The sequence below is a fragment of the Streptomyces sp. AA4 genome, assembly GCF_000158875.1.
Classification (GTDB): domain Bacteria; phylum Actinomycetota; class Actinomycetes; order Mycobacteriales; family Pseudonocardiaceae; genus Amycolatopsis.
This window is the reverse complement of sequence record NZ_GG657746.1, coordinates 5,362,715-5,388,675: the sequence shown is the minus strand read 5'-3', so window position 1 is coordinate 5,388,675 and position 25,961 is coordinate 5,362,715. Positions and strand designations below refer to the sequence as shown.

Below are 25,961 nucleotides of genomic sequence, written 5' to 3'. Positions count from 1 at the left end.
GTGCAGCGGTGGCGTGGGCTCGGGGACCTCCCGGGCGGCTGGGGACGGTGCGTGGTCACCATCGGCGTGTTCGACGGCGTGCACCGCGGGCACCAGGAACTGATCAAGCGCACCGTCGCGACGGCCGCCGAACGCGGCGTGCCCAGCGTGGTGCTCACCTTCGACCCGCATCCGTCCGAGGTGCTGCGCCCGGGCAGCCATCCCGCGCAGCTGACCACCTTGCGGCGCAAGGCCGAACTGGTCGAGGGGCTCGGCGTGGACGTGTTCTGCGTGCTGCCCTTCACCCTTGAGCTGTCCCGGCTCAGCCCGCACGAGTTCGTGCACGAGGTGCTGGTCGACCGGCTGCACGCGGCCGCGGTGCTGGTCGGCGACAACTTCACCTTCGGAGCCAAGGCCGCGGGCAACGTCGCGCTGCTGCGCGAACTCGGCCGCCGCTTCGGGTTCGTCGCCTACGGCGCGGAGCTCCAGGGGCGTTCGCTGGACGACGACCGCGGCGCCAACGACATCACCTTCTCCTCGACCTACGTCCGCTCGTGCATCGACGCCGGCGACGTGGTGGCCGCCGCCGACGCGCTCGGCCGCCCGCACCGGCTGGAGGGCATCGTCGTGCGCGGCGACGGACGCGGCCACGACCTCGGCTACCCGACGGCCAACCTGTCCACCGCGCGGTTCGCCGCCGTGCCCGCGGACGGCGTCTACACGGCCTGGTTCAGCCGGCTGTCCGACCCGGCCCGGCGGCTGCGCGCGGCGGTGTCGGTGGGCACCAACCCGACGTTCTCCGGCCGCGAGCGCACCGTCGAGGCGTTCGTGCTGGACGTCGACGAGGACTTCTACGGCCAGCACGTCGCGCTCGACTTCGTCACCCGGTTGCGGGATCAGGCGCGGTTCGGCGCTCCGGCCGATCTCGTGAAGAAGATCGACGAGGACGTGGCCCGGACCAGGCAAGCGCTCGGCTCGGACAGCTGAGCGCGCCGGTGCCCGGGGCGGGCCGGACCCGGGGCGAATCGGGCGTTCCGGCCCGGCGGGGGCCTCCGGGGTGGCAAGATGGGCCGGCGGCGCCGGACCGGAGGGACAGACGCGGGCCGGGCAGCACCGGGCCGCGGGACGACAGCGCTAGGGGAGCGGAGCCAGGTGGAGGACCACAAGATCGTCCAGCGGAACATCGCGCTGCAGCGGGAGTGGTACGGGGAGCCGCTCGGCGATCGGGTGCGCAGGCTGGTCGTGGCCTTCGACGTGTCGCAGGCGTTCCTGGCCGAGGTCCTGGGGATCAGCGCGCCGATGCTGAGCCAGGTGATGAGCGGCCGGCGGGCGAAGATCGGCAATCCGGTCGTGCTGGCCCGGATGATCATGCTCGAGCGCAAGATCCTGGTGCCCGAGGTCGCCGCGGGCGACCGCGACGCGATGCAGGCCGCGCTCGAGGACGTGCGCGATTCGCGGCCCACCGTCGGCCGCGACAACATCCCGGTCAGCTCGGACGAGAAGATCGTGCTCGCGGGCATCCGGGACGTCGCCGAGGACGAGAACCTCGCCGAGGCGGCCAAACTGCTCGACGAGGACTTCCCGGCGATCGCCGACCTGCTCCGCCGCGCGGGAGCGGGCCAGTAGCCGATGCGGCTGTTCTCCGCGCTGCGCCCGCCCGCCGACGTCGCGGCGGAGATCGCCGAGGCGCTCGGCGCCAAGGACCGGCTGTTGCGCTGGTCCGATCCGGTCGGCTGGCACGTCACGCTGGCCTTTTACGGCGAAGCGGACCCGGCCGACTGCGGCGCCTTCCTCGACCGGGCGCTGGCCGGCCGGAAATCCGTTGACGTCCGGCTCGCCGGTTCGGGAACATTTCCGGGAGTGCTGTGGTTGGGAGTGGCGGGGGAGGACCTCGCCGACCTCGCCGCGGCCGCGACCCCGGGCCCCGGCGAAGACCGTCCCTACCGGCCGCACCTGACGCTGGCGCGATGCTCCCGCACGCGGCCGCCGACGGCGTGGACGGAACGGCTGGCCGGTTTCCGCAGCCGGGTCTGGACCGCGGACCGCGTCGAGCTCATGGGCGGCGGCGCCCCGTACCGCACGCTGCGCACTTGGCGGCTGCGCCGCGCGGGCGAGGCCGTGCTGCCCAGCTAGCCGCACGCGCCGGAAGCCGCAGTTCAACCGGCTGGTAACCTCGGCAATCGGGTCCGGCTGCAGTCCGTGGCGGCCGAGACCGTCTCACCCGGCCGCGCGGTGCGGTGCGGGCCTCACGGCACGAGATGCACAAGGAGCACCACCAGTGGCGCTGTCCACCGAAGAGAAGAAGACGATCCTCGCCGAGTACGGGCTGCACGACTCGGACACCGGATCCCCCGAGGCCCAGGTCGCGCTGCTGACCAAGCGGATCATCGGCCTCACCGAACACCTGAAGACCCACAAGCACGACCACCACTCCCGTCGCGGTCTCCTGCTGCTGGTCGGCCGTCGCCGCCGGCTGCTGAACTACACGGAAAAGGTGGACGTGGCGCGGTACCGCGACCTGATCAAGCGTCTCGGCCTGCGTCGATAGCGTGCTGACGAGGGGGAGCGGCTCCGGCCGCTCCCCCTCGCCGCAAGCACACCCCCACACGGCGCGAGCGCGCTGGAGGAACGATCCCGCCGGTCCTCGGTAGTGGTTCCCGGGCAACGGACCCGGGGGCTTCGATCGAAGACCGGCCTCACACCTCCTCGAGCGTCCTCGGGCGAACCGGGTCCCACAGTGGGAGACTCACGCCGTACGAAGGAACCAAAGAGGAGATTGACCATATGACCGACTCCACCGGAGTCACCGTGTTCGAGACCGAAGCCGTTCTGGACAACGGCCGGTTCGGCACCCGCACCGTCCGGTTCGAGACCGGCCGGCTCGCCAAGCAGGCCGCCGGCGCCGTCGTCGCGTACCTGGACGAAGAGACCATGCTGCTGTCGGCGACCACGGCGTCGAAGCACCCGAAGGAGCACTTCGACTTCTTCCCGCTGACCGTGGACGTCGAGGAGCGGATGTACGCCGCCGGCCGCATCCCGGGCGCGTTCTTCCGCCGCGAGGGCCGCCCGTCGACCGACGCGATCCTCACCGCCCGCCTGATCGACCGCCCGCTGCGCCCGTCCTTCGCCGACGGCCTCCGCAACGAGATCCAGGTCGTCATCACCGTCCAGAGCCTCAACCCGGACGACCCGTACGACGTGCTGGCGATCAACGCCGCGTCGGCCTCCACCCAGATCGCCGGCCTGCCGTTCTCCGGCCCGGTCGGCGGCGTGCGCGTCGCGCTGATCGAGGACCAGTGGGTCGCGTTCCCGACCTGGCCGCAGCTCGAGAAGGCCACCTTCAACATGGTGGTCGCGGGCCGGATCGTCGGCGACGACGTCGCGATCATGATGGTCGAGGCCGAGGGCACCGAGCACACGCTCGACCTGATCGCCGCCGGCGGCAAGGCTCCGGACGAGGCCGCGGTGGCCGAGGGCCTGGAGGCCGCGAAGCCGTTCATCCGCGTGCTGTGCGAGGCGCAGCAGCGCCTGGCCGCCGACGCCGCGAAGCCGACCGGCGAGTTCCCGGTGTACCCGGCCTACCAGCCGGACATCTACGAGGCCGTCGCCGCGATCGCGTCCGACGAGCTGGCCAAGGCCCTGCAGATCGCCGGCAAGCAGGAGCGCGACGCCGCGACCGACGAGGTCAAGGCCACCGTCCTGGAGAAGCTCGGCCTCGGCGAGGGCGAGGCCTTCGAGGGCCGCGACAAGGAGGTCGGCGGCGCGTTCAAGGCGCTGACCAAGAAGATCATGCGCAACCGCGTCCTCACCGAGAAGATCCGGATGGACGGCCGCGGCCTGACCGACATCCGCCAGCTCTCGGCCGAGGTCGCCGTGGTCCCGCGGGCGCACGGTTCGGCGCTGTTCGAGCGCGGCGAGACCCAGATCCTGGGCATCACCACGCTGAACATGCTCCGCATGGAGCAGCAGATCGACTCGCTGTCGCCGGAGACGACGAAGCGCTACCTGCACCACTACAACTTCCCGCCGTTCTCCACCGGCGAGACCGGCCGCGTCGGCTCGCCGAAGCGGCGCGAGATCGGCCACGGCATGCTCGCCGAGCGCGCCCTGGTCCCGGTCCTGCCGAAGCGGGACGAGTTCCCGTACGCGATCCGCCAGGTCTCCGAGGCGCTGGGCTCCAACGGCTCGACCTCGATGGGCTCGGTCTGCGCGTCCACCATGGGCCTGCTCAACGCCGGCGTGCCGCTGAAGGCCCCGGTCGCGGGCATCGCCATGGGCCTGGTGTCCGATGAAGTGGATGGGGAGACGCGTTATGTCGCCCTCACCGACATCCTGGGCGCCGAGGACGCGCTGGGCGACATGGACTTCAAGGTCGCCGGCACGAAGGACATCATCACCGCGCTGCAGCTGGACACCAAGCTGGACGGCATCCCGTCCGAGGTGCTCGCGGCCGCGCTGAAGCAGGCGAAGGACGCTCGCCTCACCATCCTGGACGTCATCGCCGAGGCGATCGACGGCCCGGACGAGATGAGCCCGTACGCCCCGCGCGTCACGTCGGTGAAGATCCCGGTCGACAAGATCGGCGAGGTCATCGGGCCGAAGGGCAAGATGATCAACTCGATCACCGAGGAGACCGGCGCCGACATCTCGATCGAGGACGACGGCACGATCTACGTGGGCGCGGCCGACGGCCCGTCGGCGGAGGCGGCGATCGGCAAGATCAACGCCATCGCCAACCCGCAGCTGCCGAAGGTCGGCGAGCGCTTCCTGGGCACCGTGGTGAAGACGGCCGCGTTCGGCGCGTTCGTCTCGCTGCTGCCGGGCAAGGACGGCCTCGTGCACATCTCGAAGCTGGGCAACGGCAAGCGGATCGCGAAGGTCGAGGACGTGGTGAACGTCGGCGACAAGATCCGCGTCGAGATCGCCGACATCGACAACCGCGGCAAGATCAGCCTGATCGTGGTCAAGGAAGAGGACGCCGCGAAGCCCGCCGAGGGCGACGCAGCTCCGGCCGAGACCGCCGAAGCCAAGTAAGGCTCGCTCCGCGAAGCCAGGTCCGTGAAGGCCCCCTCTCCGGCCGGGGAGGGGGCCTTCACCGCATGTTGAACAAAGGAATGCTTTTGGCACGGCAGGTTTCCGGGCACGAGCAGCCCGTCGGCACCACCCGTACGCTTGAGTCCACTTCGGACGGTGCGGTCGTCAAGCGGAGCGTCCTGCCCGGCGGCCTGCGGGTGATCACCGAGCACGTCCCCGCGTCCCGGTCGGCCACGGTCGGCCTGTGGGTCGGCGTAGGTTCCCGCGACGAACCCTCGCCGGTCGCGGGCGCGGCGCATTACCTGGAACACTTGCTGTTCAAGGGAACCGCGCACCGCGACGCCACCCAGATCGCCGAGGAAATCGACGCGGTCGGCGGCGAATTCAACGCCTTCACCGCGAAAGAGCACACCTGCTACTACGCCCAGGTCCTCGACGCGGACCTGCCGCTCGCGCTCGACCTCGTCACCGACGTGGTCTTCGAAGCGCAGTGCACGGACCGCGACATGGACATGGAACGCAGCGTCGTCCTCGAAGAAATCGCGATGCGCGACGACGACCCGGAAGACTTGCTGCACGAGGAATTCGTCAGCGCGATCCTCGGCGACCACCCGCTGGGCCGTCCGGTGCTGGGCACGGAAAAGTCCATCACCGAGATGTCGCCGGTCGCGCTGCGGGGCTTCTACCGCCGCCGCTACACGCTGCCGCGGATGGTGCTCGCGGTCGCCGGGAACGTCGAACACGGCCAGGTGCTGCGGCTGGTCAAGCGCGCGCTGAAGGACCGTCTCGGCGGCACTGCGACGCCGGTCGCGCCGCGGTCCGGCCGGGCGCGGCTGAAGACGGTGCCGAAGCTGGCGCTGCACCCGGACGACACCGAGCAGGCGCACGTGATGCTCGGCTTCCGCGCGCTGCCGCGGCACGACGAGCGCCGGTTCACGCTGTCGGTGCTCAACGCGGCGCTCGGCGGCGGCATGAGTTCCCGGCTGTTCCAGGAGATCCGCGAGCGCCGGGGCCTGGCGTACCAGGTGTATTCGTCGGTGGCGAGCTACGCCGATCTCGGGCACATGTCGGTGTACGCGGGCTGCCAGCCGGAGCGGCTCGGCCAGGTCGCGGGCGTGATCCGGGAGGTGCTCGACTCGGTCGCCGCGGACGGGCTGTCCGACGCCGAGGTCGCGCGCGCCAAGGGACAGTTGCGCGGCGGGCTCGTGCTGGGCCTGGAGGACACGTCGTCGCGGATGTCCCGGATCGGCAAGAACGAGCTGAACTACGCCCGGTACCTGGGCGTGGACGACACGATCGCGCGGATCGACGCGGTCACGACCGAGGACGTGTGTGCGCTCGCTCGCACTCTGCTGCGGCGCCCCGGCGGGGTGTCGTCCGCGGCGGTGGTGGGGCCGTACGCTCACGCCGACGACCTTCCCGACGATCTGCACGAGGTGATCGCGTCATGACCGAGTCCCCGATCCGCGTCGGCGTGCTGGGCGCGCGCGGCCGCATGGGCGCCACCGTGGTGAAAGCCGTGGAGGGTGCCGCGGACCAGGAACTGGTGGCCGCGCTGGACGCCGGCGACGATTTCGCCGCGCTCGAAAAAGCCCAGGTGGTCGTGGACTTCACGCATCCGGACGCGGTGATGGACAACCTGCGCTGGCTGATCGCGCACGACCTGCACGCGGTCGTCGGCACCACCGGCTTCAGCGAGGAGCGGCTGGCCGAACTGCGCGGGCTGCTGGCGGACAAGCCGTCGGTGGGCGTGCTGGTCGCCCCGAACTTCGCGCTGGGCGCGGTGCTGGCGATGCGCTTCGCGGCGCAGGCGGCGAAGTTCTACGCCTCGGCCGAGATCATCGAACTGCACCACAACCGCAAGGCCGACGCCCCGTCCGGCACCGCCGCGCACACTGCGCGGATGATCGCCGCCGCCCGGGCCGAGGCCGGGGTCACGCCCGGTCCGGACGCCACGACGTCCGAAATGGACGGTGCCCGCGGCGCCTCCGTCGAGGACGTCCACGTGCATTCGGTGCGGCTGCCGGGTCTGGTGGCGCACGAGGAAATCCTGTTCGGCGGCGAGGGCGAAACGCTGACCATCCGGCACGATTCGCTGGACCGGACGTCGTTCATGCCGGGCGTGCTGCTCGGCGTGCGCTCGGTGGTGTCGCGTCCCGGCCTGACGGTCGGCCTGGAGAACGTGCTCGACCTGTGAAAGCCCGCAATTTCGCGCTGCTGATGACGGCGGCGCTCGTGGTGTACCTGGTCCTGCTGGCGGACCGGGCCGTGGCGCTGCTCGGCACCGGGACGCCGGCCGGGATCGCGCTGGGCATCGGCGTGTTCCTGCTGCCGCTGCTGGGCGTGTGGATCGTCGTGGTGACCTGGCGGTCCGGCATGCAGATCCAGCGGCTGTCGCGGCAGCTGGACGCCGAGGGCGGCCTGCCGGACGTGTCGGACCTGCCGCGCCGCCCGTCCGGCCGCGTGGACCGCGACGCCGCGGACGCGTGGTTCGACCGACGGCGCGCGGAAGTCGAAGCCAGCCAAGAGGATTGGCGGGCTTGGTACCGGCTGGCGTACGCGTACGACATCGCGGGGGACCGGCGCCGGGCGCGGGCGACGATGCGCAAGGCGATCGAATTGGAAGCCGCGGAACGCAAGTAGCTCGGCGCCGTGCTCGACGGACCGGGATGCGCGGCAATGGGGGGATCGAACCGTCGCGCGGCGGCGGTGAGGATGTCGACGCGCCTATGCCGAGTGACGTATCCGGAAGTCCGCGGCGATGAGTCCGGTCTGCGGGAGCGGGCGGGCGAGGTTGATGCGCCCTTGCGGGTGGCGGGCGGTGAACCAAGCCTTGTGTCCGTGGGGATCGCGCCCGATCGAGGCGCGCCTCCCTACTGCAGCCAGCCCGCGAACAGCGCGGGCGAAGCGGCCAGCAGGCTGAACCGCACCCATCGCCCCGCGAGCCCCGCCGCGAGGAACGTCGACAGCCGCATCCGGACCATCCCGGCGAGGACGCTCGTCGCCATGAACGGGGGCAGTCCGACGAGCGAGCTGATCCCGTAGGTGCCGGTCATCCAGTGCGGATGGCGCTGGCAGCGTTCGCGCAGGGCCTCGATTTTGCCCCGGATCGCCTTGGCGCGCAGCTGCCAGCGGACCCGCCGCGGCGTCAGCGGGCGTTCGCGGTGCAGCCGGTCGTGCAGGAACTTCGGGAGCCGGATCGAACCGCGCGCGGCCAGGTAGTACAGCAGTTTCCCGGCGATCTGCCCGACCGCGACCGCGCCGCCCAGCCACAGCCAGTGCACGTTGTGCTGGCTCGCGCAGAGGCCGATGACGAAAAGCTCGGCGTTGACGAGCGGCACGATGGCCGAGCCGAAGGCGACGCCGAGGGTCAGGAGCACCCATCCCATCGCGTCACCCCCGTTCGTGTCCCTGCTCACCCCAAGCTAGCAGCTGTCACGAAAAGATCACGGGGGCTAACCCCACTCTTTCCCCGGGAGCCAACCCCAGAAGATCACCTGGCCGACCCGTCTCGGACACCTTCCGCTGCCAGGATCGGGCAGGTGGCTGAGGTGCCGATCGCCGACCGTTTCGCCGGGCTGTGCGCCGCCGTCGTGCGCGTCCTGCCGTTCGGGCTGTCCCGGATCGTCGCGCCGAGTTTCCTCGGTTTCGCGGTGATCAACGGGTTCACCTTCGGCGTCGACCTCTTGCTGCTGACCCTGTTCCACGGCGGGCTGAAGTGGCCGGTGTGGCTGTCGATCAGCGTTGCGTACGTGGTCGCGTTCGGGTTGAGCTTCGTGCTGAACCGCGCGCTCAACTTCCGCTCGCACGCGCCGGTGGGCCGCCAGGCCGTGCTGTACGCGGTGGCGATCGCGGTGAACTACGTGGCGTTCCTGCTCGGGCTGGGCGCCGGATTGGCCGCGCTGGGCGTCGAGTACCACGTGTCGCGGCTGATCGCCGGGGCGTGCGAGGGCGTGTTCATGTACTCGGTGATGCGCTGGGTGGTCTTCGCGAAGCGCGAAGAGCCGGTCAGTGCTTGATTTCTACTGCGTGAGTTCTAGTTCGAGCGTGCCGGTGAGCCGGACTTCGCGCAGCGTGCCGCGGCCGGTGTCGAGGGTGCGGACGGTGCCGTCGGGGGACCAGCCGGCGCGGCGGTAGAAGCCGAGCGTCGCGTGGTCGGACTGGGCGACCCAGGTGATGCCGCGGCTCAGCCCTTGCTCGCGCAGGTCCGCGGCGGCCGTCGCGAGCAGCCGCCCGGCGTGCCCGCGGCGCCCCCAGCGCGGTTCGACCACCAGCGACGCGATCAGCCCGGGAGCGTCCTCGGGCGCGGATCCGTCGGCCGCGGCGGCTTCGTCCTCTGGCGCCGGACCGGCGACGCAGTAGCCGACCGTGAAGGAGCCCTCGGTGGCCAGGTAGACGCGGGAACCGGGGTACTCGATCGTCTCCGCCCAGGTGCCCTCGAGGTCGGCCTGGTCGAGTTCGTCGATGGCTTCGTCGCCCAGGAGGCCGGCGTACGCGGCCCGCCAGGTCAGCCGCTGGATGCGGGCGATCTCCGCGGCGTCGGACGGGTTCGCGGGACGGACTTCGGCGGCACTCACGCGGGCAATGTACCGAAACTGTCGGGGGTGGCTGGCACCATGGCGGGATCATGCAGACGATCAGCCTTTCCGCCGCCCGCCGCACCGCTCTGGCCGCGCAGGGGTTCGCCGACCCCCGGCCCGCCACGGACCCGACCCGCCGGCACCTCGCCAAGGTGCTGTCCCGGGTCCAGTTGCTGCAGCTGGATTCGGTCAACGTCGCCGTGCGCGCGCACTACATGCCGCTGTTCTCGCGTCTGGGCGCGTACGACCCGGCGCTCGTCGACGACGCGGCGTGGAGCCACCGCGCGCGGCGGCCGCGGCTGCTGGTCGAGTCGTGGGCGCACGAGGCGAGCCTGCTGCCGATCGAAGACTGGCCACTGCTGCGCTCCGGGGCCAAACGGGACGGCTGGTGGCGGAACTACACCCGGGTGGTCGACACGATGCCGGGCTTGCTCGACGACGTGCTGGCGGTCGTGAAGGAACACGGCCCGATCGGAGCCGGGGCGATCGAGAAGGAATTGGAGACCGAGGGGGTCCGCCGCGGGCCGGGTGCGTGGTGGGAACGCTCGGTGGTGAAGAAGGCGTGCGAGTACCTGTTCGGCGTCGGCCAGCTGAGCACCGGCACGCGGCGTTCGTTCGAGCGGCTGTACGACCTGACCGAGCGGGTCGTGCCGCCGGAGATCTTGTCCCGCAAGGTTTCCGCGGAGGAAGGCGCCCGCGGCCTGATCGAACGCTCGGCGCGCGCGCTGGGCGTGGCAACGGAAACCGATCTGCGCGACTACTACCGCCTGGGCCCGGACGTCTCCCGGCAAGCTGTTCGCGAACTGGTCGAGGAAGGAGTCCTGGAGCCGGTCCAGGTGGACGATTGGCGAGCGGTCGCGTACCGGCACGCCGGGGCCCGCACGCCGCGGGCGGTGTCCGGAAGGGCTTTGCTGTGCCCGTTCGACCCGCTGATCTGGGAACGCGCGCGGACGGAACGGCTCTTCGGATTCCGGTACCGCATCGAGATTTACATCCCGGAAGCCAAGCGGGTGCACGGGTATTACGTGTTCCCGTTCCTGCTCGACGGAGCCCTGTCGGCGAGGGTGGACCTGAAATCCGACCGGGCGGCCGGGGTGCTGCGGGTGCAAGGCGCGTTCGCCGAGCCGGGAGCCGACCAGGCACGGGTCGCGGCGGAGCTGGCCGGGGAACTGCGGACGATGGCGGAATGGCAGGGGTTGGACGGCGTCGCGGTGGGGGAGCGGGGTGATCTCGCCCGGGCATTGCGACGCGCGGTGAAGTGAGCCACGGGGTTGGCGGCTCGGCCGGGGTCTTGTGAGTGCCGATGCCGGGCAGAACTGACCCGCATGTTGTTACCTGCCTGCTCCCCCGGGAAATCGAGCGCCTTGGCGGTGCTCCTCAACCGCCTCGACGCCCGGACCGCGACGACTCGGCTGGCCCTCTGGCTATTCCGGCCTCGGCCGTTCAGCACACCTTTTCCCGTTGTGAGAGTTCCCATTCCGCTAGTCGCTCTCCGATGGCCAGGCACGTCGAAGGCCGCCTCGCGCGGGTGTCCGGTGCGCGGTGCCGGGTCGAGATCGGCGGGGGCGCTGTGTCCCTTTACAGTGGGGTTTCAGCGTGACCGATCTGGCCAGGTGGGGGATGCCGCGTAACCGACGCCCGCAGGACCGGGAAGAGAAGCGCGGCGAGATCGTCGCCGCGGCCACGCGGTTGTTCGTGGAAGAAGGCTACGAACCCACGACGGTGACGCGGATCGGGCGTGCGGCGGGGGTCACCTCCAACACCGTCTACTGGTACTTCAAAGACAAGGACGAGGTACTGGTCGCTGTGCTGGACGCGCTGTTCGCGCAGTTCCTGGCCGGCGTGGCGGAACGCTCGGCCGAACCGCCGGTCGAGCAGTTGCTGTGGGCAGTGAGCGAGTTGCGGCGGGTCGATCGGCTGATCACGACGGTGCACGCCAGGGTCGCGGCCTCGGAGTCGCTGCGGGCATGGCACGACGGCTTCCACGCGCAGGTGGAGGCGATCCTGCGGTGGCATCTGGCCGCGTTGGGCGTGCCGGAGGCCGAGCAGGACGCGATGACCCGGATCGGGGTGTTCGTGGTCGAAGGGATGCTGACGCACGCGGGCGACGCAGCGGGAGATCGCGCCGTCGTCGAGACTTTGGTGCGCAGTGCCCGCGGTATCGCCGCCGTGCCGAGTCCCCCCGATCCCCGGTGACGCGGCGGGTCGGCTACCGGCCCGCCGCGGCCGTGAACCGCGCGGCGAGGAACTGGATCTGGTCTGCGACGGCACGTTCGAACAGGTCGCCGACGTAGATGTCGAAGTGGTCGCCGTCGTAGTGGTTGACCTGGACGTGGTCCTGTCCGGCCGCAAGGCGGGTGGTGGTGCGCGCCGGAGCGGCGCGGTCGTCGTCGCACACGCACAACAGGGTCGCCGCGGCGATCTTGCGCAGGTCCTTGCCCGGCCGGTACAGCGGCAACCGCAACGCGAGCCGGGCCGCGATCGCGTTGGCGCTGTCGCCGTGACCGTCCGGGCCCGTCAGGACGCCCCAGATCGTGTCGCGGCCGACCGCGGTGTCGCCGGGGCGGAACGGCTGCCCGTTCGTCTCGACGGTCGGCGACAGCCCGTTGCGCACGGCTGGGATCCGGGCAAGGACCTCGGCGGTGCGGGGCGAGAGCCGAGACCCCGCCGGGATCAGCCTGGACGCCGCGGCTATCGCCGTCGGCGACACCAGGAAGGCCGGCATCCACCACACCCCGACCACCGGAGCCAGCACCGGCTTCGCCCCGAACACCGACCCGACGACATCGAGCACAGCGGCGATGACGAGCCCGGGCATGCTCAACGGGCTGGAGCGGAACCGGGAGACCAACGACGCCGGGCCGTCGGTGAACGGACACTGGGCCACCACCGCTGCGACGTCCTTGTCCTCGCCGGCGATCCGCAGCACGTGCCCGCCGCCGAACGAGGTCCCCCACACCGCGATCCGGTCCGGGTCGACCTCGGGCAGGGAGCGGCCGTAGGCCAGTGCCGCCCGCCAGTCGTCGAGCTGGTCGCCGATGTCGAGCAACTGCCGAGGAGATCCCTCGCTGGCCCCCAGGAACCGGTAGTCGAAGACCAGCACCATCCACCCCTGCGCGGCGAACCGCTCCGCGAACGCGTCCAGCCGCCACTCCCGCACCGCGCCCAACCCGTGCGCCATGACCACCAACGGCCGAGGCCCGCCTTCCGCCGCCGGTGTGTACAGCCACGCCGCGCACCGCACGCCGCCGGACTCGAACCCCACGTCCTGCCGTGCCGACGCAGTGCGGCTGTCCTTCTCCGCCGAAGTTTCCATCGCCCGCCTTTTCCGTTCACGTGCCGCTCTTGACTTGCAATCAAGAGCTGGCCGAAGCGAAGGCTAGGGTTTTCTTGATCGGAAGTCAAGAAACGAGGTTTGGTGCTGCGTCACCGTTGCTGAGCGGTGCCGCGGCGGGTCGCCCTTTCGATGCCCGGTGGCAGGGCTCTTTCCCGGCAGGATTGGCCAGACGACGGTGGTGAGGTGTTGCCTGCTCGGTGCCCGCGTCAGGGAATGGGTCGGCGGAGGAACTCCCGGCCTGCTCGGTCAGGTGCCGTCCGGTCGTGGTAGTCCGAGAGGAGTTCTCTGCTGCGGAGGCTGCGGTCTTGGAGCGCGCGGAAGTCCTTGTGGTGGTTGAGGTGCGGGGCGGGGAGGTCTCGTGGTGACCGTGGCATCGCGACTTGCCTTGGCGCACAAGGACTTCCCGAGTCACGCGCCCTGAACCCGTGGGGTAATCCTTAGTTCGACCGTCCACCAACGGAAAACATTGGCGCGCCGGAAAAGCTCGCACAGCACGAAGCGGCGGGCCCCCCGGATCCTCCGGTGCGGCCCGCCGCCTCCCCCTTGCATCCGTCTGCTCGGCGCACCCGCGTCGTGGAATAACGGGTGCGCCGCCGGAGCAGACGGGATGTTTCCGGTGTCAGCCCGCCGCGCGGGTGACCACCGCGTTGCCGGTTCCGGTGCGGGCGCGGACTTTCAGCGCGACCGCGCCCTCCGGCGGCGTTTCCGAGACGTCCAGTTCGCTCGACACCCGTCCGGCCGCCGACGCCAGTTCCACTTCCGCCCGCACGCCGCTCCGGATGCCGACTCGCACCTCGCCCGAGCCGGTGATCAGTTCGAGCGAGCCGGAGGCCGCGTCGGCCACGGACAGGTCGCCGCTTCCGGTGCGGGCCATCACGTCGCCCTCGACCGCGCCCAGCCAGACGTTTCCGGTTCCGGTGCCGAGCGTCGCCGGGCCGGAGATCGACGCAGCCTCGACCGAACCGCTTCCGCTGCGCAGCTGCAGTCCGGCCAGGGTCGGGCCGAGTTTCACGGCTCCGGTGCCGGTCCGGATGGTGGCCGCGCCGTCCGCGCGTTCCAGCGACACCTCGCCGGACCCGGTGAGGATGTCCGCGCGGCCCGCGGCACCGGTCACCGTGACGTCCGCCGAACCCGCGCGCACCTCAAGGTGCGACCCGGCCGGGGCGCGGACCGTCACCGCCACCGGAACGTTCCGCAGCTGCCACGCCTTAGCCGCCCGTACGACGACCCGGTTGCCGGTCTTCTCGATCCGCGCCTGCCGCACCGCGTCCGCGACCGAGAACTCCGGCAGACCGCCGAACTGGTCCCCGAACTTCTCGCCGACCCACGACAGCAGGCTGCTGACCCCGTTCACCCACGACGGCTGCTCGCCCGCGTCGTGCCGCAACCGCACGGCCACCCCGGGCTCCGGCCCGAGCACGACCTCGACCCGCCCGATCGTGACGCCCAGATCCAGCTCGACGGGACCGTCCGCCTCGAAGTCCTGCAGCCGTACGTAAGGACCCGGCTCTCCGGAATCGGATCCCGCGGCGCCGGTTTCTGCCGACGCCTCGGTCGTTGAACTGTCCGAAGTGGACTCGGTACCCGTCGGCCCGCCCGCGCTCGACGCGGATTCGGCGTCGGAGGCAGTCGATGCCTTCGAAACGCCCTCGTCGTTCGGCGCGGCATCCGCGGCAGCGCTGGACCCGGCCGCCGCGTCCGCCCCGCCCGTCTTCCCGAAGCCAGGTTCCCCAACCCGGTCCTCGGCGTTCTTCCCCTGGTCTTCCCGGTTCTCGCCCATGGTCCTGCCCCCTTCTAGCCTTCGACCCAGCCGTGCAGCTTGGTCTCCGTGCGGCCCCCGCCGCTGCCGCTGTCCTGCCAGCGCTGGTGCCGTTGCTGGTGCTGCTGCGCCTGGCCGAGCGCCCCCTGCACGGCCTGCGCCACGAACGTGTTCAGCGAAACCCCCTGCGCGGCCGCCGCCTGTTCGGCCTGGCCCTTGATCTGCTCGACCAGCCGCAGGGTGATCCGCGAGATGTCGCCGCCGTCGATCGGGGGCGCGGGCGGCGGGGGAGGCGCGGAAGAGGAACGGTCCTCGCCGCCGGTCACGACCACGCGGACGTCCCGGCCGTCGAGCCGCACGTCCACGACCTGGCCCGGCAGTGCGGCGGTCACCTCGGCGGCCAGGTCGGCCAGCGCGTTCATCAGCGTCAGCCGCACCGCCGGTTCGAGAGCAGACGACAGCAGTGCGGCCGCCCGCCGGGTCTGCTCGTCCCCGGCGGAGGCCGTGTTCGCGAGGTCCTCGCGAAGGGTCGCGATATACGGCGTCAAGTCCATGACACCACTATGGCGTCACGAATGACGTCACGTCAAGGCGCGATGATGTCACCCGTGCCGCCGGGTTAGGCTGGCGGAGCCGACATGAGGGGAGCGAGACCGGTGCCGCCCAAGGTGCAGCTGATCGCGAAAACCGAGTTCTTCCCGCCCGAGGACGTGCCGTGGTCCACCGACGCGGACGGAGGCGAGGCGCTCGCCGAGTTCGCCGGGCGGGCCTGCTACCAGTCCTGGGAGAAGCCGAACCCCGCGACCGCGACCAACGCCGGGTACCTCGAGCACGTCATCGACGTCGGCCACCTGGCCGTGCTCGAACACGGGTCGGTCACCTTCTACTTCACCGGGATCTCCCGTTCGCTCACCCACGAGCTGATCCGGCACCGGCATTTCTCCTACTCCCAGCTCTCGCGGCGCTACGTCCCCGAGGCCGACGCGGAGTTCGTCGAGCCGGACGTCATCGCCGAAGACCCGGTGCTGCACGAGAAATTCGTCAAGGCCACGCAGGCCAGCGCGGCCGCCTACGACGAGCTGCTCGCCGGGCTGGAGGAGAAGTTCGCGGACGCGCCCAGCGCCACCCTGCGCCGCAAGCAAGCGCGCCAGGCGGCCCGCGCCGTGTTGCCGAACGCGACCGAAACCCGCATCGTCGTCACCGGCAACTACCGCGCCTGGCGGCATTTCATCGCGATGCGCGCCACCGAACACGCGGACGTCGAGATCCGTTCGCTCGCCATCGAATGCCTGCGGCAGCTGCACAAAGCGGCGGCCAACGTCTTCGCCGACTTCACGATTTCGACCCTGCCCGACGGCACCGAGATCGCCTCGAGCCCGAAAGTGCTGGAAGGCTGACTGCGCACTGATGAAACACCTGACGATCGACCTCCGCCCCGGCCCCTACTCGGTCGTGCGGCTGCCCGCCGACGCCGCCGTGCCCGCCGAACTGCTGGAACCCGGCGAGCCCGCGCTCGTGTCGGTCACCCGCACGCCCGACGAGCTGTCGGTGATCTGCCCGACCGGCCGCGAACCCGAGGGCGGCGCCGTCGAGGACGGCTGGCGGCTGTTCACCGTGCGCGGGCCGCTGGAATTCACCCTCACCGGCATCATTTCCGCGCTCGCGTCGGAGCTGGCGGCGGCGGGCGTCGCGCTGTTCTCGCTGTCCACCTTCGACACCGACCACATCCTGGTGCGCTCCGACGACCTCGACCGCGGGGTGGCGGCGTTCCGCGAAGCGGGCCACGAAGTGCTCCTGCCTGCCTGACCAAAGTCCGTGAAGGACTCCTTGAGGGAATCTGATTCCCTCAAGGAGTCCTTCACGGACCGTCGGCAGCGTGGCGCAGCCCACCCTTGCCCGGCAAAGTTCGGCCTGCCTAAACTTTGAGTTGGGGTAACCGATAACGGAGAGTGGGCACACATGGCGGTGGCGGAAGCGGCACGTCCGCGCGGCGTGGCCCGGCTGCGGGCGGGCTGGGCGCTGCTCGGGCCCGCGTTCGTCGCCGCGATCGCGTACGTCGACCCGGGCAACGTCGCGGCGAACGTCAGCGCGGGCGCGCGCTACGGCTACCTGCTGGTCTGGGTCATTGTCGTGGCGAACCTGATGGCCGTGCTGGTGCAGTACCTGTCGGCGAAACTCGGTCTCGTCACCGGCCAGTCGCTGCCCGAGGCGCTGCGCGACCGGCTCTCCACGGCAGGAAGGCTCGGCTACTGGGCGCAGGCCGAGATCGTCGCGGTCGCCACTGACCTCGCCGAGGTCGTCGGCGGCGCGATCGCGCTCAACCTCCTTTTCGGACTCCCGCTGGTCGCGGGCGGGCTCGTCACCGGGTTCGTTTCGCTGGTGCTGCTCGCGGTGCAGGACCGCGGCGGGCAGCGGCCGTTCGAACGCGTCGTGACCGGGCTGCTGGTGGTGATCGCGGTCGGGTTCCTGGCGAGCCTGTTCGTCGAATCGCCGTCGGCCGCCGGGATCGCGAACGGCCTGATCCCGCGCTTCAGCGGCGGCGACAGCGTGCTGATCGCGGCCGCGATGCTCGGCGCGACAGTGATGCCGCACGCGGTGTACCTCCACTCCGGACTGGTCCGCGACCGGCACGGCAAACCGGAACCCGAGCGCCGCCGGCGCCTGCTGCGAGCGACCCGGTACGACGTCGGGTTCGCGATGCTGCTCGCCGGCGCGGTGAACCTCGGCATGCTGCTCGTCGCCGCGACGAATCTTCAAGGCCAGCAAGGCGTCGACACCATCGAAGGCGCGCACAGCGCGGTCGCCGCCGCGCTCGGGCCGGGCGTCGCGCTGCTGTTCGCCATCGGGCTGCTCGCGTCCGGGCTCGCGTCGACGTCGGTGGGCGCGTATGCGGGCGCGATGATCATGCAAGGCTTGCTGCGCAAGAGGATTCCGATCGTGGTGCGCCGGCTCGTCACGCTCGCGCCGGCGATCGTCGTGCTGGCGCTGGGCGCCGATCCGAGCGCGGCGCTGGTGGTTTCGCAGGTGGTGCTGTCGTTCGGCATCCCGTTCGCGCTCGTGCCGCTGATCCGCCTCACCTCCGACCGCGGGCTCATGGGCGCGGACGTCAACCGCCGGGCCACCACGGTGTTCGCGGTCGTCGTTGCCGCGGTGGTCATCCTGCTCAACGTCGTGCTGATCGTGCTCACCTTCACCGGCTGACGCGGTCCAAACAGGACGCTCAACGGGACGGAACCGGCGGGGCCGCCGGACGGTCCGACTAGCATCTGCGCGAAGCCGACCGAGGAGCCCGACCCCGTGACCGACGAACAGACCCGCCCGCACGACGCGAACCGCGCCGCCCCCGCCGGCCGCGTGGTGGCCGGCCGCTACCTGCTGCTCGGCGAACTGGGCCGCGGCGGCATGGGCGTCGTGTGGCGCGCGCAGGACCAGGTGATCGGGCGGCAGGTCGCGATCAAGGAGCTGCGGCTGTCCACCGAAAACACAGCTGAGGGCGCCGCGGTGTTCTCCGAGCGGATCCTGCGCGAGGTCCGCGCGGGCGGGCGGCTCAACGACCCGGCCGTGGTGACGGTGTACGACGTGGTCACCGACCAGGGCACCACCTGGATCGTGATGGAACTGGTCGAGGCGCCCACGCTCGCCGACCTCGTCCGCGCGCACGGCCCGATGCCCGAGCAGCAGGCCGCGATGATCGGGGAGCGGGTGCTGTCGGCGCTGCAGGCCGCGCACGCCGCCGGGATCGTGCACCGCGACGTCAAACCGGCCAACATCATGGTCGCGCCGGACGGCCGGGTGAAGCTCACCGACTTCGGCATCGCGCACGCCATCGACGACCCGCGGCTCACCACGAGCGGGATGATCGTCGGCTCGCCCGCGTTCATGGCCCCGGAGCGGGTCGAGGGCCGCGAGGCGATGCCGGAATCGGACCTGTGGTCGCTCGGCGCGACGCTGTACTTCGCGGTCGAGGGCATCGTCGCGTTCGAACGGCCCACCACGGCCGCCACGCTGCACGCGATCATGACCGAGGTGCCGTACCTGACCCGCGTGCAGGGCCCGCTCGGCGCGGTCATCCTCGGCCTGCTGGTGGCGAGCCCGGAAGCCCGGCTGACCGCGGCGCAGGCGCGGGCGCAGCTCGCCAACGCCACCGGCCCGACGCCACGTCCGGCCGCCGCGGCGATGCCGCGGCAGGAGACCCGCGTGGGCGGCCAGCCGACCCGGACGGCCGCGAAACCGGAACGCAAGAGCCGCCGCGGCCTGTGGGCGGCCGCGGTCGCGGTGCTGGTGATCGCCGCCCTGGCCGGCGGGTTCTTCCTCGGCAAGCCGGTGTGGTCGCCGAAGAAGGACGAGCAGCAGGCCGACACCGTCACCTACGGTCCGGACGGCTACCTCAAAGCCAAGTTCACCTCCTACGACGTCTGCTACAACGCGATCGTCCAGCCGGGCGTCGTGATCAGCTCGGACAACAACGTCGACTGCAAGAAGAACCACACGCTCGAGGTCTACGACACGGCCGACCCGCTGCCGCTGGAGAACTGGAGCAACGACGACGCGGTCGTCGCCCCGTATCCCGGCCTGGAGGACGTCAGCCGGGCGGCCGAGGCGCGCTGCGCGGCGTCGTTCCACTCTGCGGTGGTGCCGCAGCAGCAGCGCGCGGGGCTGTCGTACCGGGCGATCGTGCCGACCCAGCAGGCCTGGCAGGTGCAGCCGGACAGCGACAGCAGCAGCGGCCCGAACCGCAAGGTCTACTGCGTCCTTTCGCGCGCCAGCAACGACCAGATCCCGGCGCAGATCACCGCCAAGGTCAAGTAGCCGCGCGAGAAGTTCCTCCGCGACGCCCGCGGCGGCGGAAATTCTCCGAAGTTGCCGGTGGCACACCAGGTCGGGGCCGGGTTCGGCGGCCTGACGAGGTACCGTCGTGGCCATGTCCACCTCACCTGCCGCCGCGCCCGGACGTCCGTTCGGCCGCGTGCTCACCGCGATGGCGACCCCCTTCGACCGGGCCGGGGCGCTGGACGTGAAGCGGGCCCAGGAGCTGGCCGAGTACCTCGTGGACCTCGGCAACGACGGCCTCGTCGTCAACGGCACCACCGGCGAGAGCCCGACCACCACCGACGAGGAGAAGGCCGCGCTGGTCCGCGCCGTCGTCGAGGCGGTCGGCGACCGCGCGACCGTCGTCGCGGGGGCGGGCACCAACAACACCGCGCACAGCATCGAGCAGGCGCACGCCGCCGCCGAAGCGGGCGCGCACGGCCTGCTCGTCGTCACGCCCTACTACTCGCGGCCGAGCCAGGCCGGGCTGTACGCGCACTTCACGACGGTCGCGGACGCGACCGAGCTGCCGGTCATGCTCTACGACATCCCGCCGCGCTCGATCGTGCCCATCGAGGTCGACACGCTGCAGCGGCTGGCCGAGCACCCGCGGATCCTCGCGGTGAAGGACGCCAAGGGCGACCTGATCGCCGGGTCCGAGGTCATCGCGAACACCCACCTCGCCTACTACTCCGGCGACGACGGCCTGAACCTGCCGTGGCTGTCGGTCGGCGCGGTCGGCGTGGTCAGCGTGATCGGGCACGTCGTGGCGGGCCGGATCCGCGCGATGATCGAGGCCTACGAGGCGGGCGACACGTCCACCGCGCGCACGAACCACCGCGGCATGCTGCCGGTGCTGCGCGCGATGTCGCGCGTCGGCGGCGTCGCGTTCAGCAAGGCCTCGCTGCGGCTGCGCGGGTTCGACATCGGCGACCCGCGGCTGCCGATCGTGGCCCCGTTCGACGACCAGCTGGAGCAGATCGCGGCCGATCTCGCCCAGGGCGGCGTGCCGCTGGAGGACAGCGCGGCCTCGGACTGGCATGGTGCACGGGTGGCACAAGCAGATTCGCAGGCGGCCTACACCGCCCCCACCTCGCACACCAGCGTTGGGACAATGCCCCGGTGACCTCACTTCCCGCCGGACCAGGCCCGACGCACCTCCCGCCCGCCCTTCCCGAGGGAGCCCTGCGCGTCGTCGCGCTCGGCGGCATCGGCGAGGTCGGGCGCAACATGACCGTCTTCGAATACGACGGCAGGCTCCTGATCGTCGACTGCGGCGTCCTCTTCCCCGAGGACGACCAGCCCGGCGTCGACCTGATCCTGCCGGACTTCCGCGCGATCGAGGACCGGCTCGACGACATCGACGGCCTCGTGCTCACCCACGGGCACGAGGACCACATCGGCGCCGTCCCGTTCCTGCTCCGGCTGCGCCCGGACGTCCCGATCTACGGTTCGCGGTTCACCAACGCGCTGCTCGCGGCCAAGGCCAAGGAGCACCGCCAGCGGCCGAAGCTGATCGAGGTGCGCGAGGGGGAGAAGCGCAAGGTCGGCGCGTTCGACCTCGAGTTCTTCGCCGTCAACCACTCGATCCCGGACGCGCTCGCGGTCGCCATCCGCACGCCGGCCGGCGTCGTGCTGCACACCGGCGACATCAAGCTCGACCAGCTGCCGCTCGACGGGCGGCTCACCGACCTCGCGGGCTTCTCGCGCCTGGGCGACGAGGGCGTGGACCTGTTCTGCGTGGACTCGACCAACGCCGAGGTGCCCGGGTTCGTCATGCCCGAGCGCGACATCGGCCCGGTGCTCGACGACGTCATCCGGCGCGTGGACCAGCGCGTGATCGTGGCGTGCTTCGCCAGCCACGTGCACCGCGTGCAGCAGGTGCTGGACGCCGCCGTGCGGCACGGCCGCCGCGTGGCGTTCGTGGGCCGGTCGATGGTCCGGAACATGGGCATCGCGGCCGAACTGGGCCTGCTGAACGTGCCGGAAGGCCTGCTCGTGGACCTGGACCAGGCGAGCAACCTGCCGGAGAGCAAGGTGCTGTTCGTGTCGACCGGTTCGCAGGGCGAGCCGCTGTCCGCGCTGTCGCGGATGGCGCGCGGCGAGCACCGGCAGATCTCGATCCGCGCGGGCGACACCGTCGTGCTGGCCAGCTCGATGATCCCGGGCAACGAGACCGCGGTGTTCGGCGTCGTGAACGGGCTGACCCGGCTCGGCGCGAACGTCGTGCACCAGGGCAACGCGAAGGTGCACGTGTCCGGCCACGCGTCCGCGGGCGAGCTGCTGTACCTGTACAACGCGGTCCGGCCGAGCAACGTGATGCCGGTGCACGGCGAGTGGAAGCACTTGCGCGCCAACGGGGAGCTCGCGATCCGCACCGGCGTCGCGCCGGACAACGTGGTGATCGCCGAGGACGGCGTGGTCGTGGACCTGGTCGACGGCAAGGCCTCGCGCACCGGCCGCGTCGAGGTCGGGCACGTGTACGTGGACGGGCTGTCCGTCGGCGACGTCGGCGAGTCGACCCTGTCCGACCGGCTCGTGCTCGGCGAGGGCGGCTTCATCGCGATCACCGTGGCGGTCGATTCGAACACCGGCCGCGCGGTGAGCAGCCCGACGATCTCCGGCCGCGGGTTCTCCGACGACCCGAAGGCCCTCGACGCCGTCGTGCCGCTCGTGGAAATGGAGCTGGCGCGGACGGAAGCCGAGGGCATCACCGACACCCACCGCATCGCGCAGGCGGTGCGCCGGGTCGTCGGCCGGTGGGTCGCCGACACCTACCGCAGGCGGCCGATGATCGTGCCGACGGTCATCCCGGTCTGATCCGGCGCTGATTCGGCTCTGCTTCAGCGGCGCGCGCCCGCCAGCAGCAACGCGACCATCACGATCGCTGCCTGGCGGGCGAGCGCGTTGCGCGCTCTGCGCTGTTCGGCCCGGCTCGGTCGGTTGTTCATGCGATCCCCCAGGTGTTCTCGTGCGGTCCCGTCCAGTGTGGCGTTTTCGCGGATAGGACACATCCCGCTCTCGGTTGGTTCCCGGTTCCGCCCGGAGAGGGAGTCAGGCGACCTCGGCGGTCTGTCGTTGGACCAGGTAAGCGCCGCCGAGCAGCAGGGCGGCGCCGACGGCTTGCGGCCAGGCGAGCGCCTCGCCGAGCAGCGCCCAGGCGAACGCCGCCGCCGTGACGGGTTCGAGCAGTCCCACGACGCTCGCCACCGAGGCGGGCAGGTGGCGCAGCGCAGAGATCCCCGCGACGTAAGGGATCGCCGTCGACAGCACCACGAGACCGAGCAGCAGCAGCCACAGCGGCGGGGTCCACGGTCCGAAAGGAACGGTCTGGCCAGCCATCCCCAGCGGAAGCGTCCACGGCGGCGCGGTGACGCTCACGAGCACCCCGCCGATCACCATGCCCCAGGTGACCAGCCCGAGCGGTTCGCGATCGGCGACCGCGCGTTCGCCGAGCAGGAAGTACCCGGCCGAACAGAGCGCCGCGCCGATCCCGGCCAGCAGCCCGGCCGCGTCGAGCCGCAGCCCCTGCCAGACCTGCGCGACCAGCGCGAGCCCGATCAGCGCGACCGCCATCCCGAACCACAGCATGCGCGGCAGCCGCTTCTTCCGCACCACGCGCACCCACAACGCGATCAGCACCGGCGACAGGAACTCCAGCAGGATCGCGATGCCGACCGGGATCCGTTCCGCGGCAATGAAATACAGCAGCTGCGTCCCGGCCACGCCGAGCGCGCCGTACGCGAGCAGCATCGGCCATTCCCCGCGCCGGACGCGCAGCGTGCGCGGCGCGAAGAGCGCGGTGCCGACCAGCAGCAGCACTCCCGCGATCCCGATCCGCAGCACCGCCACCTGTTCCGGCGTCATCCCCGCGCCCATGACCGGTTTCGCGAGCGTGCCGGACGTGCTGAAGAAGACGGCGGCGAGCAGGACGAGCGAGAGGCCGCGGCCCCGGCGGATCACCCGGGGTGGTTCCAGGACAGGGAGTTCGGTGGTCACGCGCGCGACACTACGGAGCGGGACGACCGAACGAAACTGAGTTATTCCCCGGTTTTGCCAATCCGACCAAAAGCAGGCCGACCCCGACCGCGGCACGTAACCGTTGCTACGAAAGCCATTCGGCCGTGGCTGTGGTCGGATTAGTAATGATCGGCACAGTCAGGCCCGTCGCGACGTGCGTCGTGATCGTTGCCAGCCGGCGTCCCTGAATCCGCAGCGCCTGCAGCGCCGTGCCGTCCGGCGCCGCGGACTTCCGCGAGACGAACGAGCCGCCGTACGGGTTGCCGGACTCCAGCAGGTGCGGATCCGCGTAGCCGAGGGGGAGGACGATCGCGCCCCAGTGGTAGAAGATGTTGTTGATGGCCAGCACGGTTGCTTCGAGGCCGCCGTGCGCGGTGGACGCCGACGTGAACGACGTCGCCACCTTGTCGGCCAGTTTCCCTTGCGCCCACAGGCCGCCCGTGGTGTCCACAAAGGACTTGAGCTGCGCGGCGGGGCCGCCGAACCGGGTGGGGCTGCCGAACGCGAGCCCGTCCGCCCACTCGAGATCGGCCAGCGCGGCCAGTTCGTGGTGCGGCCCGGAATCGACCCAGGCCTGCCACCGCCGATTGCTCGCGATCGCCTCCGGCGGCGCGGTCTCGGCCACGGTGCGGACGCGGACCTCCGCGCCGGCTTCGCCCGCCCCCTCGGCGAGCGCGCCGGCGAGGGCGGCGGTGTTGCCGGTGGCGCTGTAGTAGACGACCAGAATGCGGGTGCTCACACCACGCGACCCTAGCCGGGCTCAGCGAGGTGTCCCACGATCCGGACTCAGCGCTGCGGCTTCCAGGGACTGACGGTGTCGGTCGGCCGGGTCGGGTCGTAGAAGCGCGGACGGATGGGTTCGTGGCGGCGCAACGGAATCAGGCCGTCGGTGATGGCCTGCATGATCTTGGCGTGCGCGCGGACGCCCGCGCCCGGCCGCTCGGGCTCGACGTCGGACAGGTCCACCGGAGTCCCGAAATGCACCTTGAACCGCGGCCGCCGCAACGGGGCGCTCAACCCGGATTTGGCCAACGGCAGCAGATCCGCGGGCCCGTTCACGGTCTCCGTGCCCCAGTAGACCGCCTCGTGCGCGCCCCACTGGCTGATCGGGATCACCGGCACGCCCGCCGCGAGCGCGAGCCGGGCCGCTCCCGTCTTGCCGCGCTCCGGCCACAATCCCGGGTCGTGGCTGATCCGCCCCTCCGGATACACGACGATCGGCTCGCGCGTGGTCCGCAACGCCTCCGCGGCTTCGGCGAACTGCCCGATCGCGGTCGCCGCCTTGGCCCGGTCCACGCGCAGATGCCCGCTGACCTTGAGCGCCGGGCCGATCACCGGAGCGTCGAGAATCCCGCCGGCGAGCATGAACCGGGGATTGATGCCGATCCGCTTGCACGCCGCCATGAGCACGAAGGCGTCGAACACGCCGATGTGGTTGGCCGCCATGAGCAACGGCTTGCCCCGAAGCTCCCGCGGCACCGACCCGGTGACCGTGAGCCGCCCGACGAGATTCACCAGCCCTCGGTCGAGGTTGAGCATCGTCCGCCAGATCGCGGGGGCACGGCGCGGAACCTCGTCCTGTTGGAGCGCGAACATGAGCAGAGCATTTCACGATCGAGACCACCTGGGACAACGCGGTTCGGGCGGGACGGGGCCGATCGTGGGGCCCGGACCGGTTGTCGCTGGTCAGGAAGCCTCAGCCGGTCGCGACTCGGTCGAATCCGTGTACCCCGCCTCCAACCACCGAGTACACCCAGACACCGTGGCCCCGCCCTCCTCGACGTCCCGGGTCTCCAGCAACATCCCGGTCCGCGAATCGAACACCAGCAACCGCCTCCGCAGCCACGCGGCATCCGGGACACTCACCACAACCCCCGGCAAATCCGCGTCCTCCACAACCAACCCAGGATGCTCCGCCAGCCACCGCAACAACAACCGCTGCAAGTCAGGCGGCACCACCTGCGTCAGCCAAACAGAGCTGAAAGCCTTGCCCGCCCGAGAAGGACTGACCCGCCGACGCAGCGCAGCAGTCGCCGACGCCAGATCGGACGCGTCCACGAAGTCGCCCAGCAATCCGCCCGGCGGGAAGTAGCCGCTCGGCCGCACCACCGCCTCGCCTTGGGTCACCAGCAGGCGACCCGACCCGTCGGCGGCGATCCAGTCCTCGCGGGCGAAAAACCGGGTGCTCGCCGACAGGACCCGCCCGTCGGTGGTCCGGGCGGTGTGCCTGGCCCACCCGGAAGTGCGCAGGTAGCGGTACCGCCCGGTACCCCGAGGCGGCGCGGCGAAAGCGGTCCGTTCGGCGAGCGCGCGCACGATCTCGGCAGGGCTCGGCATGAAAAGGCCTTCCGAAAGGGGTCAGCACCGATGCTTCCACAAGATCCACTGTGATCTGGGGAGATTGTTTCGGCTGCGCTGCGAGTGGCACATGTGACTATCGGTC

Annotated in this window: 25 protein-coding genes and 1 pseudogene; 17 read left to right on the top strand and 9 right to left on the bottom strand. The window is 71.1% G+C overall.

Annotated elements, in window-relative coordinates; genetic code table 11:
- From SSMG_RS24640 to SSMG_RS24605, 8 genes are all read left to right on the top strand, one after another.
- Window positions 1-966, top strand: a complete 966-nt coding sequence (locus SSMG_RS24640) for a bifunctional riboflavin kinase/FAD synthetase (protein ID WP_078560869.1) — start codon at window positions 1-3, stop codon at window positions 964-966.
- Window positions 967-1,131: 165 nt separating this feature from the next.
- The gene (locus SSMG_RS24635; RefSeq protein WP_037714715.1) at window positions 1,132-1,605 is read left to right on the top strand and encodes a helix-turn-helix transcriptional regulator; all 474 of its coding nucleotides are present in this window, start codon (window positions 1,132-1,134) and stop codon (window positions 1,603-1,605) included.
- 3 nt (window positions 1,606-1,608) lie between these two features.
- Complete coding sequence (gene thpR, locus SSMG_RS24630) at window positions 1,609-2,112, top strand: RNA 2',3'-cyclic phosphodiesterase (RefSeq protein ID WP_009080478.1); 504 nt, start codon at window positions 1,609-1,611, stop codon at window positions 2,110-2,112.
- A gap of 145 nt (window positions 2,113-2,257) precedes the next feature.
- Window positions 2,258-2,527 carry a 30S ribosomal protein S15 gene (gene rpsO, locus SSMG_RS24625; RefSeq protein WP_009080476.1) on the top strand — a complete coding sequence of 90 codons (270 nt, stop codon included), beginning with the start codon at window positions 2,258-2,260 and terminating at the stop codon, window positions 2,525-2,527.
- A 236-nt stretch (window positions 2,528-2,763) separates the two neighbouring features.
- Window positions 2,764-5,013 carry a polyribonucleotide nucleotidyltransferase gene (locus SSMG_RS24620; RefSeq protein WP_009080475.1) on the top strand — a complete coding sequence of 750 codons (2,250 nt, stop codon included), beginning with the start codon at window positions 2,764-2,766 and terminating at the stop codon, window positions 5,011-5,013.
- An 80-nt stretch (window positions 5,014-5,093) separates the two neighbouring features.
- Window positions 5,094-6,464, top strand: a complete 1,371-nt coding sequence (locus SSMG_RS24615) for a pitrilysin family protein (protein WP_199785977.1) — start codon at window positions 5,094-5,096, stop codon at window positions 6,462-6,464.
- On the top strand, window positions 6,461-7,210 hold the full coding sequence (gene dapB / locus SSMG_RS24610) for a 4-hydroxy-tetrahydrodipicolinate reductase (RefSeq protein ID WP_009080471.1): 750 nt from the start codon (window positions 6,461-6,463) through the stop codon (window positions 7,208-7,210). Before SSMG_RS24615 ends, dapB begins: the two co-directional genes overlap by 4 nt.
- Entirely contained in the window at window positions 7,207-7,656 is a 450-nt protein-coding gene (locus SSMG_RS24605) for a tetratricopeptide repeat protein (RefSeq protein WP_009080469.1), read from the top strand. The genes dapB and SSMG_RS24605 overlap by 4 nt, the downstream gene beginning before the upstream one ends.
- A 230-nt stretch (window positions 7,657-7,886) precedes the next feature.
- Here the strand turns inward: SSMG_RS24605 and SSMG_RS24600 are convergent, their stop codons facing one another.
- The gene (locus tag SSMG_RS24600; protein WP_009080467.1) at window positions 7,887-8,402 is read right to left on the bottom strand and encodes a membrane protein; all 516 of its coding nucleotides are present in this window, start codon (window positions 8,400-8,402) and stop codon (window positions 7,887-7,889) included.
- Between the two features lie 153 nt (window positions 8,403-8,555).
- Here SSMG_RS24600 and SSMG_RS24595 point away from each other — a divergent pair, with 153 nt between their 5' ends.
- The gene (locus tag SSMG_RS24595; protein ID WP_100266868.1) at window positions 8,556-9,032 is read left to right on the top strand and encodes a GtrA family protein; all 477 of its coding nucleotides are present in this window, start codon (window positions 8,556-8,558) and stop codon (window positions 9,030-9,032) included.
- Between the two features lie 3 nt (window positions 9,033-9,035).
- On the opposite strand, the gene SSMG_RS24590 is transcribed toward SSMG_RS24595, so the two are convergent.
- Window positions 9,036-9,590 (bottom strand): GNAT family N-acetyltransferase, encoded by a 555-nt coding sequence (locus SSMG_RS24590; RefSeq protein WP_009080462.1) that lies wholly within the window; start codon window positions 9,588-9,590, stop codon window positions 9,036-9,038.
- 50 nt (window positions 9,591-9,640) lie between these two features.
- Here SSMG_RS24590 and SSMG_RS24585 point away from each other — a divergent pair, with 50 nt between their 5' ends.
- Entirely contained in the window at window positions 9,641-10,855 is a 1,215-nt protein-coding gene (locus SSMG_RS24585) for a winged helix-turn-helix domain-containing protein (protein ID WP_009080460.1), read from the top strand.
- Window positions 10,856-11,213: 358 nt separating this feature from the next.
- Entirely contained in the window at window positions 11,214-11,789 is a 576-nt protein-coding gene (locus SSMG_RS24580; RefSeq protein WP_009080458.1) for a TetR/AcrR family transcriptional regulator, read from the top strand.
- Between the two features lie 13 nt (window positions 11,790-11,802).
- Here the strand turns inward: SSMG_RS24580 and SSMG_RS24575 are convergent, their stop codons facing one another.
- The 3 genes from SSMG_RS24575 to SSMG_RS24565 form a co-directional block, all read right to left on the bottom strand.
- Entirely contained in the window at window positions 11,803-12,909 is a 1,107-nt protein-coding gene (locus SSMG_RS24575; protein ID WP_009080456.1) for an alpha/beta hydrolase, read from the bottom strand.
- 640 nt (window positions 12,910-13,549) lie between these two features.
- Window positions 13,550-14,710: a DUF4097 family beta strand repeat-containing protein gene (locus SSMG_RS24570; protein WP_158688076.1), complete on the bottom strand. Its 1,161-nt coding sequence runs from the start codon at window positions 14,708-14,710 to the stop codon at window positions 13,550-13,552.
- A gap of 14 nt (window positions 14,711-14,724) precedes the next feature.
- Window positions 14,725-15,243 (bottom strand): toxin-antitoxin system HicB family antitoxin, encoded by a 519-nt coding sequence (locus SSMG_RS24565; RefSeq protein ID WP_009080452.1) that lies wholly within the window; start codon window positions 15,241-15,243, stop codon window positions 14,725-14,727.
- An 84-nt stretch (window positions 15,244-15,327) separates the two neighbouring features.
- Between SSMG_RS24565 and thyX the strand changes: the two genes are divergently transcribed.
- From thyX to SSMG_RS24535, 6 genes and pseudogenes are all read left to right on the top strand, one after another.
- Entirely contained in the window at window positions 15,328-16,086 is a 759-nt protein-coding gene (thyX, locus tag SSMG_RS24560) for an FAD-dependent thymidylate synthase (protein ID WP_037714712.1), read from the top strand.
- Between the two features lie 10 nt (window positions 16,087-16,096).
- Window positions 16,097-16,495 (top strand): ACT domain-containing protein, encoded by a 399-nt coding sequence (locus SSMG_RS24555; protein WP_009080448.1) that lies wholly within the window; start codon window positions 16,097-16,099, stop codon window positions 16,493-16,495.
- A gap of 153 nt (window positions 16,496-16,648) precedes the next feature.
- A complete protein-coding gene (locus SSMG_RS24550) occupies window positions 16,649-17,890 on the top strand; it encodes an Nramp family divalent metal transporter (protein ID WP_050788269.1) in 1,242 nt (413 codons plus the stop codon).
- A gap of 96 nt (window positions 17,891-17,986) precedes the next feature.
- On the top strand, window positions 17,987-19,498 hold the full coding sequence (locus SSMG_RS24545; protein ID WP_037714710.1) for a serine/threonine-protein kinase: 1,512 nt from the start codon (window positions 17,987-17,989) through the stop codon (window positions 19,496-19,498).
- 112 nt (window positions 19,499-19,610) lie between these two features.
- Window positions 19,611-20,513 (top strand): annotated as a pseudogene (gene dapA / locus SSMG_RS24540) (4-hydroxy-tetrahydrodipicolinate synthase); the annotation flags it as partial.
- Between the two features lie 107 nt (window positions 20,514-20,620).
- Entirely contained in the window at window positions 20,621-22,318 is a 1,698-nt protein-coding gene (locus SSMG_RS24535; RefSeq protein ID WP_037355716.1) for a ribonuclease J, read from the top strand.
- Between the two features lie 234 nt (window positions 22,319-22,552).
- Here SSMG_RS24535 and SSMG_RS24530 read toward each other — a convergent pair whose 3' ends face one another.
- The 4 genes from SSMG_RS24530 to SSMG_RS24515 form a co-directional block, all read right to left on the bottom strand.
- Complete coding sequence (locus SSMG_RS24530) at window positions 22,553-23,497, bottom strand: DMT family transporter (RefSeq protein ID WP_037714706.1); 945 nt, start codon at window positions 23,495-23,497, stop codon at window positions 22,553-22,555.
- Window positions 23,498-23,603: 106 nt separating this feature from the next.
- Window positions 23,604-24,257, bottom strand: a complete 654-nt coding sequence (wrbA, locus tag SSMG_RS24525; protein WP_009080437.1) for an NAD(P)H:quinone oxidoreductase — start codon at window positions 24,255-24,257, stop codon at window positions 23,604-23,606.
- Between the two features lie 47 nt (window positions 24,258-24,304).
- On the bottom strand, window positions 24,305-25,114 hold the full coding sequence (locus SSMG_RS24520) for a 1-acyl-sn-glycerol-3-phosphate acyltransferase (RefSeq protein ID WP_037714704.1): 810 nt from the start codon (window positions 25,112-25,114) through the stop codon (window positions 24,305-24,307).
- Window positions 25,115-25,204: 90 nt separating this feature from the next.
- Complete coding sequence (locus SSMG_RS24515; RefSeq protein ID WP_009080434.1) at window positions 25,205-25,855, bottom strand: hypothetical protein; 651 nt, start codon at window positions 25,853-25,855, stop codon at window positions 25,205-25,207.
- Window positions 25,856-25,961 lie beyond the last annotated feature (106 nt).

Bases quoted from the DNA above. Each gene is read 5' to 3' on its own strand.
- thpR (WP_009080478.1), top strand. From the start codon at position 1,609: ATGCGGCTGTTCTCCGCGCTGCGCCCGCCCGCCGACGTCGCGGCGGAG.
- SSMG_RS24620 (WP_009080475.1), top strand. From the start codon at position 2,764: ATGACCGACTCCACCGGAGTCACCGTGTTCGAGACCGAAGCCGTTCTG.
- SSMG_RS24615 (WP_199785977.1), top strand. From the start codon at position 5,094: ATGCTTTTGGCACGGCAGGTTTCCGGGCACGAGCAGCCCGTCGGCACC.
- dapB (WP_009080471.1), top strand. From the start codon at position 6,461: ATGACCGAGTCCCCGATCCGCGTCGGCGTGCTGGGCGCGCGCGGCCGC.
- SSMG_RS24600 (WP_009080467.1), bottom strand. From the start codon at position 8,402: ATGGGATGGGTGCTCCTGACCCTCGGCGTCGCCTTCGGCTCGGCCATC.
- SSMG_RS24585 (WP_009080460.1), top strand. From the start codon at position 9,641: ATGCAGACGATCAGCCTTTCCGCCGCCCGCCGCACCGCTCTGGCCGCG.
- SSMG_RS24580 (WP_009080458.1), top strand. From the start codon at position 11,214: ATGCCGCGTAACCGACGCCCGCAGGACCGGGAAGAGAAGCGCGGCGAG.
- SSMG_RS24575 (WP_009080456.1), bottom strand. From the start codon at position 12,909: ATGGAAACTTCGGCGGAGAAGGACAGCCGCACTGCGTCGGCACGGCAG.
- SSMG_RS24570 (WP_158688076.1), bottom strand. From the start codon at position 14,710: ATGGGCGAGAACCGGGAAGACCAGGGGAAGAACGCCGAGGACCGGGTT.
- SSMG_RS24565 (WP_009080452.1), bottom strand. From the start codon at position 15,243: ATGGACTTGACGCCGTATATCGCGACCCTTCGCGAGGACCTCGCGAAC.
- thyX (WP_037714712.1), top strand. From the start codon at position 15,328: ATGAGGGGAGCGAGACCGGTGCCGCCCAAGGTGCAGCTGATCGCGAAA.
- SSMG_RS24555 (WP_009080448.1), top strand. From the start codon at position 16,097: ATGAAACACCTGACGATCGACCTCCGCCCCGGCCCCTACTCGGTCGTG.
- SSMG_RS24550 (WP_050788269.1), top strand. From the start codon at position 16,649: ATGGCGGTGGCGGAAGCGGCACGTCCGCGCGGCGTGGCCCGGCTGCGG.
- SSMG_RS24520 (WP_037714704.1), bottom strand. From the start codon at position 25,114: ATGTTCGCGCTCCAACAGGACGAGGTTCCGCGCCGTGCCCCCGCGATC.
- SSMG_RS24515 (WP_009080434.1), bottom strand. From the start codon at position 25,855: ATGCCGAGCCCTGCCGAGATCGTGCGCGCGCTCGCCGAACGGACCGCT.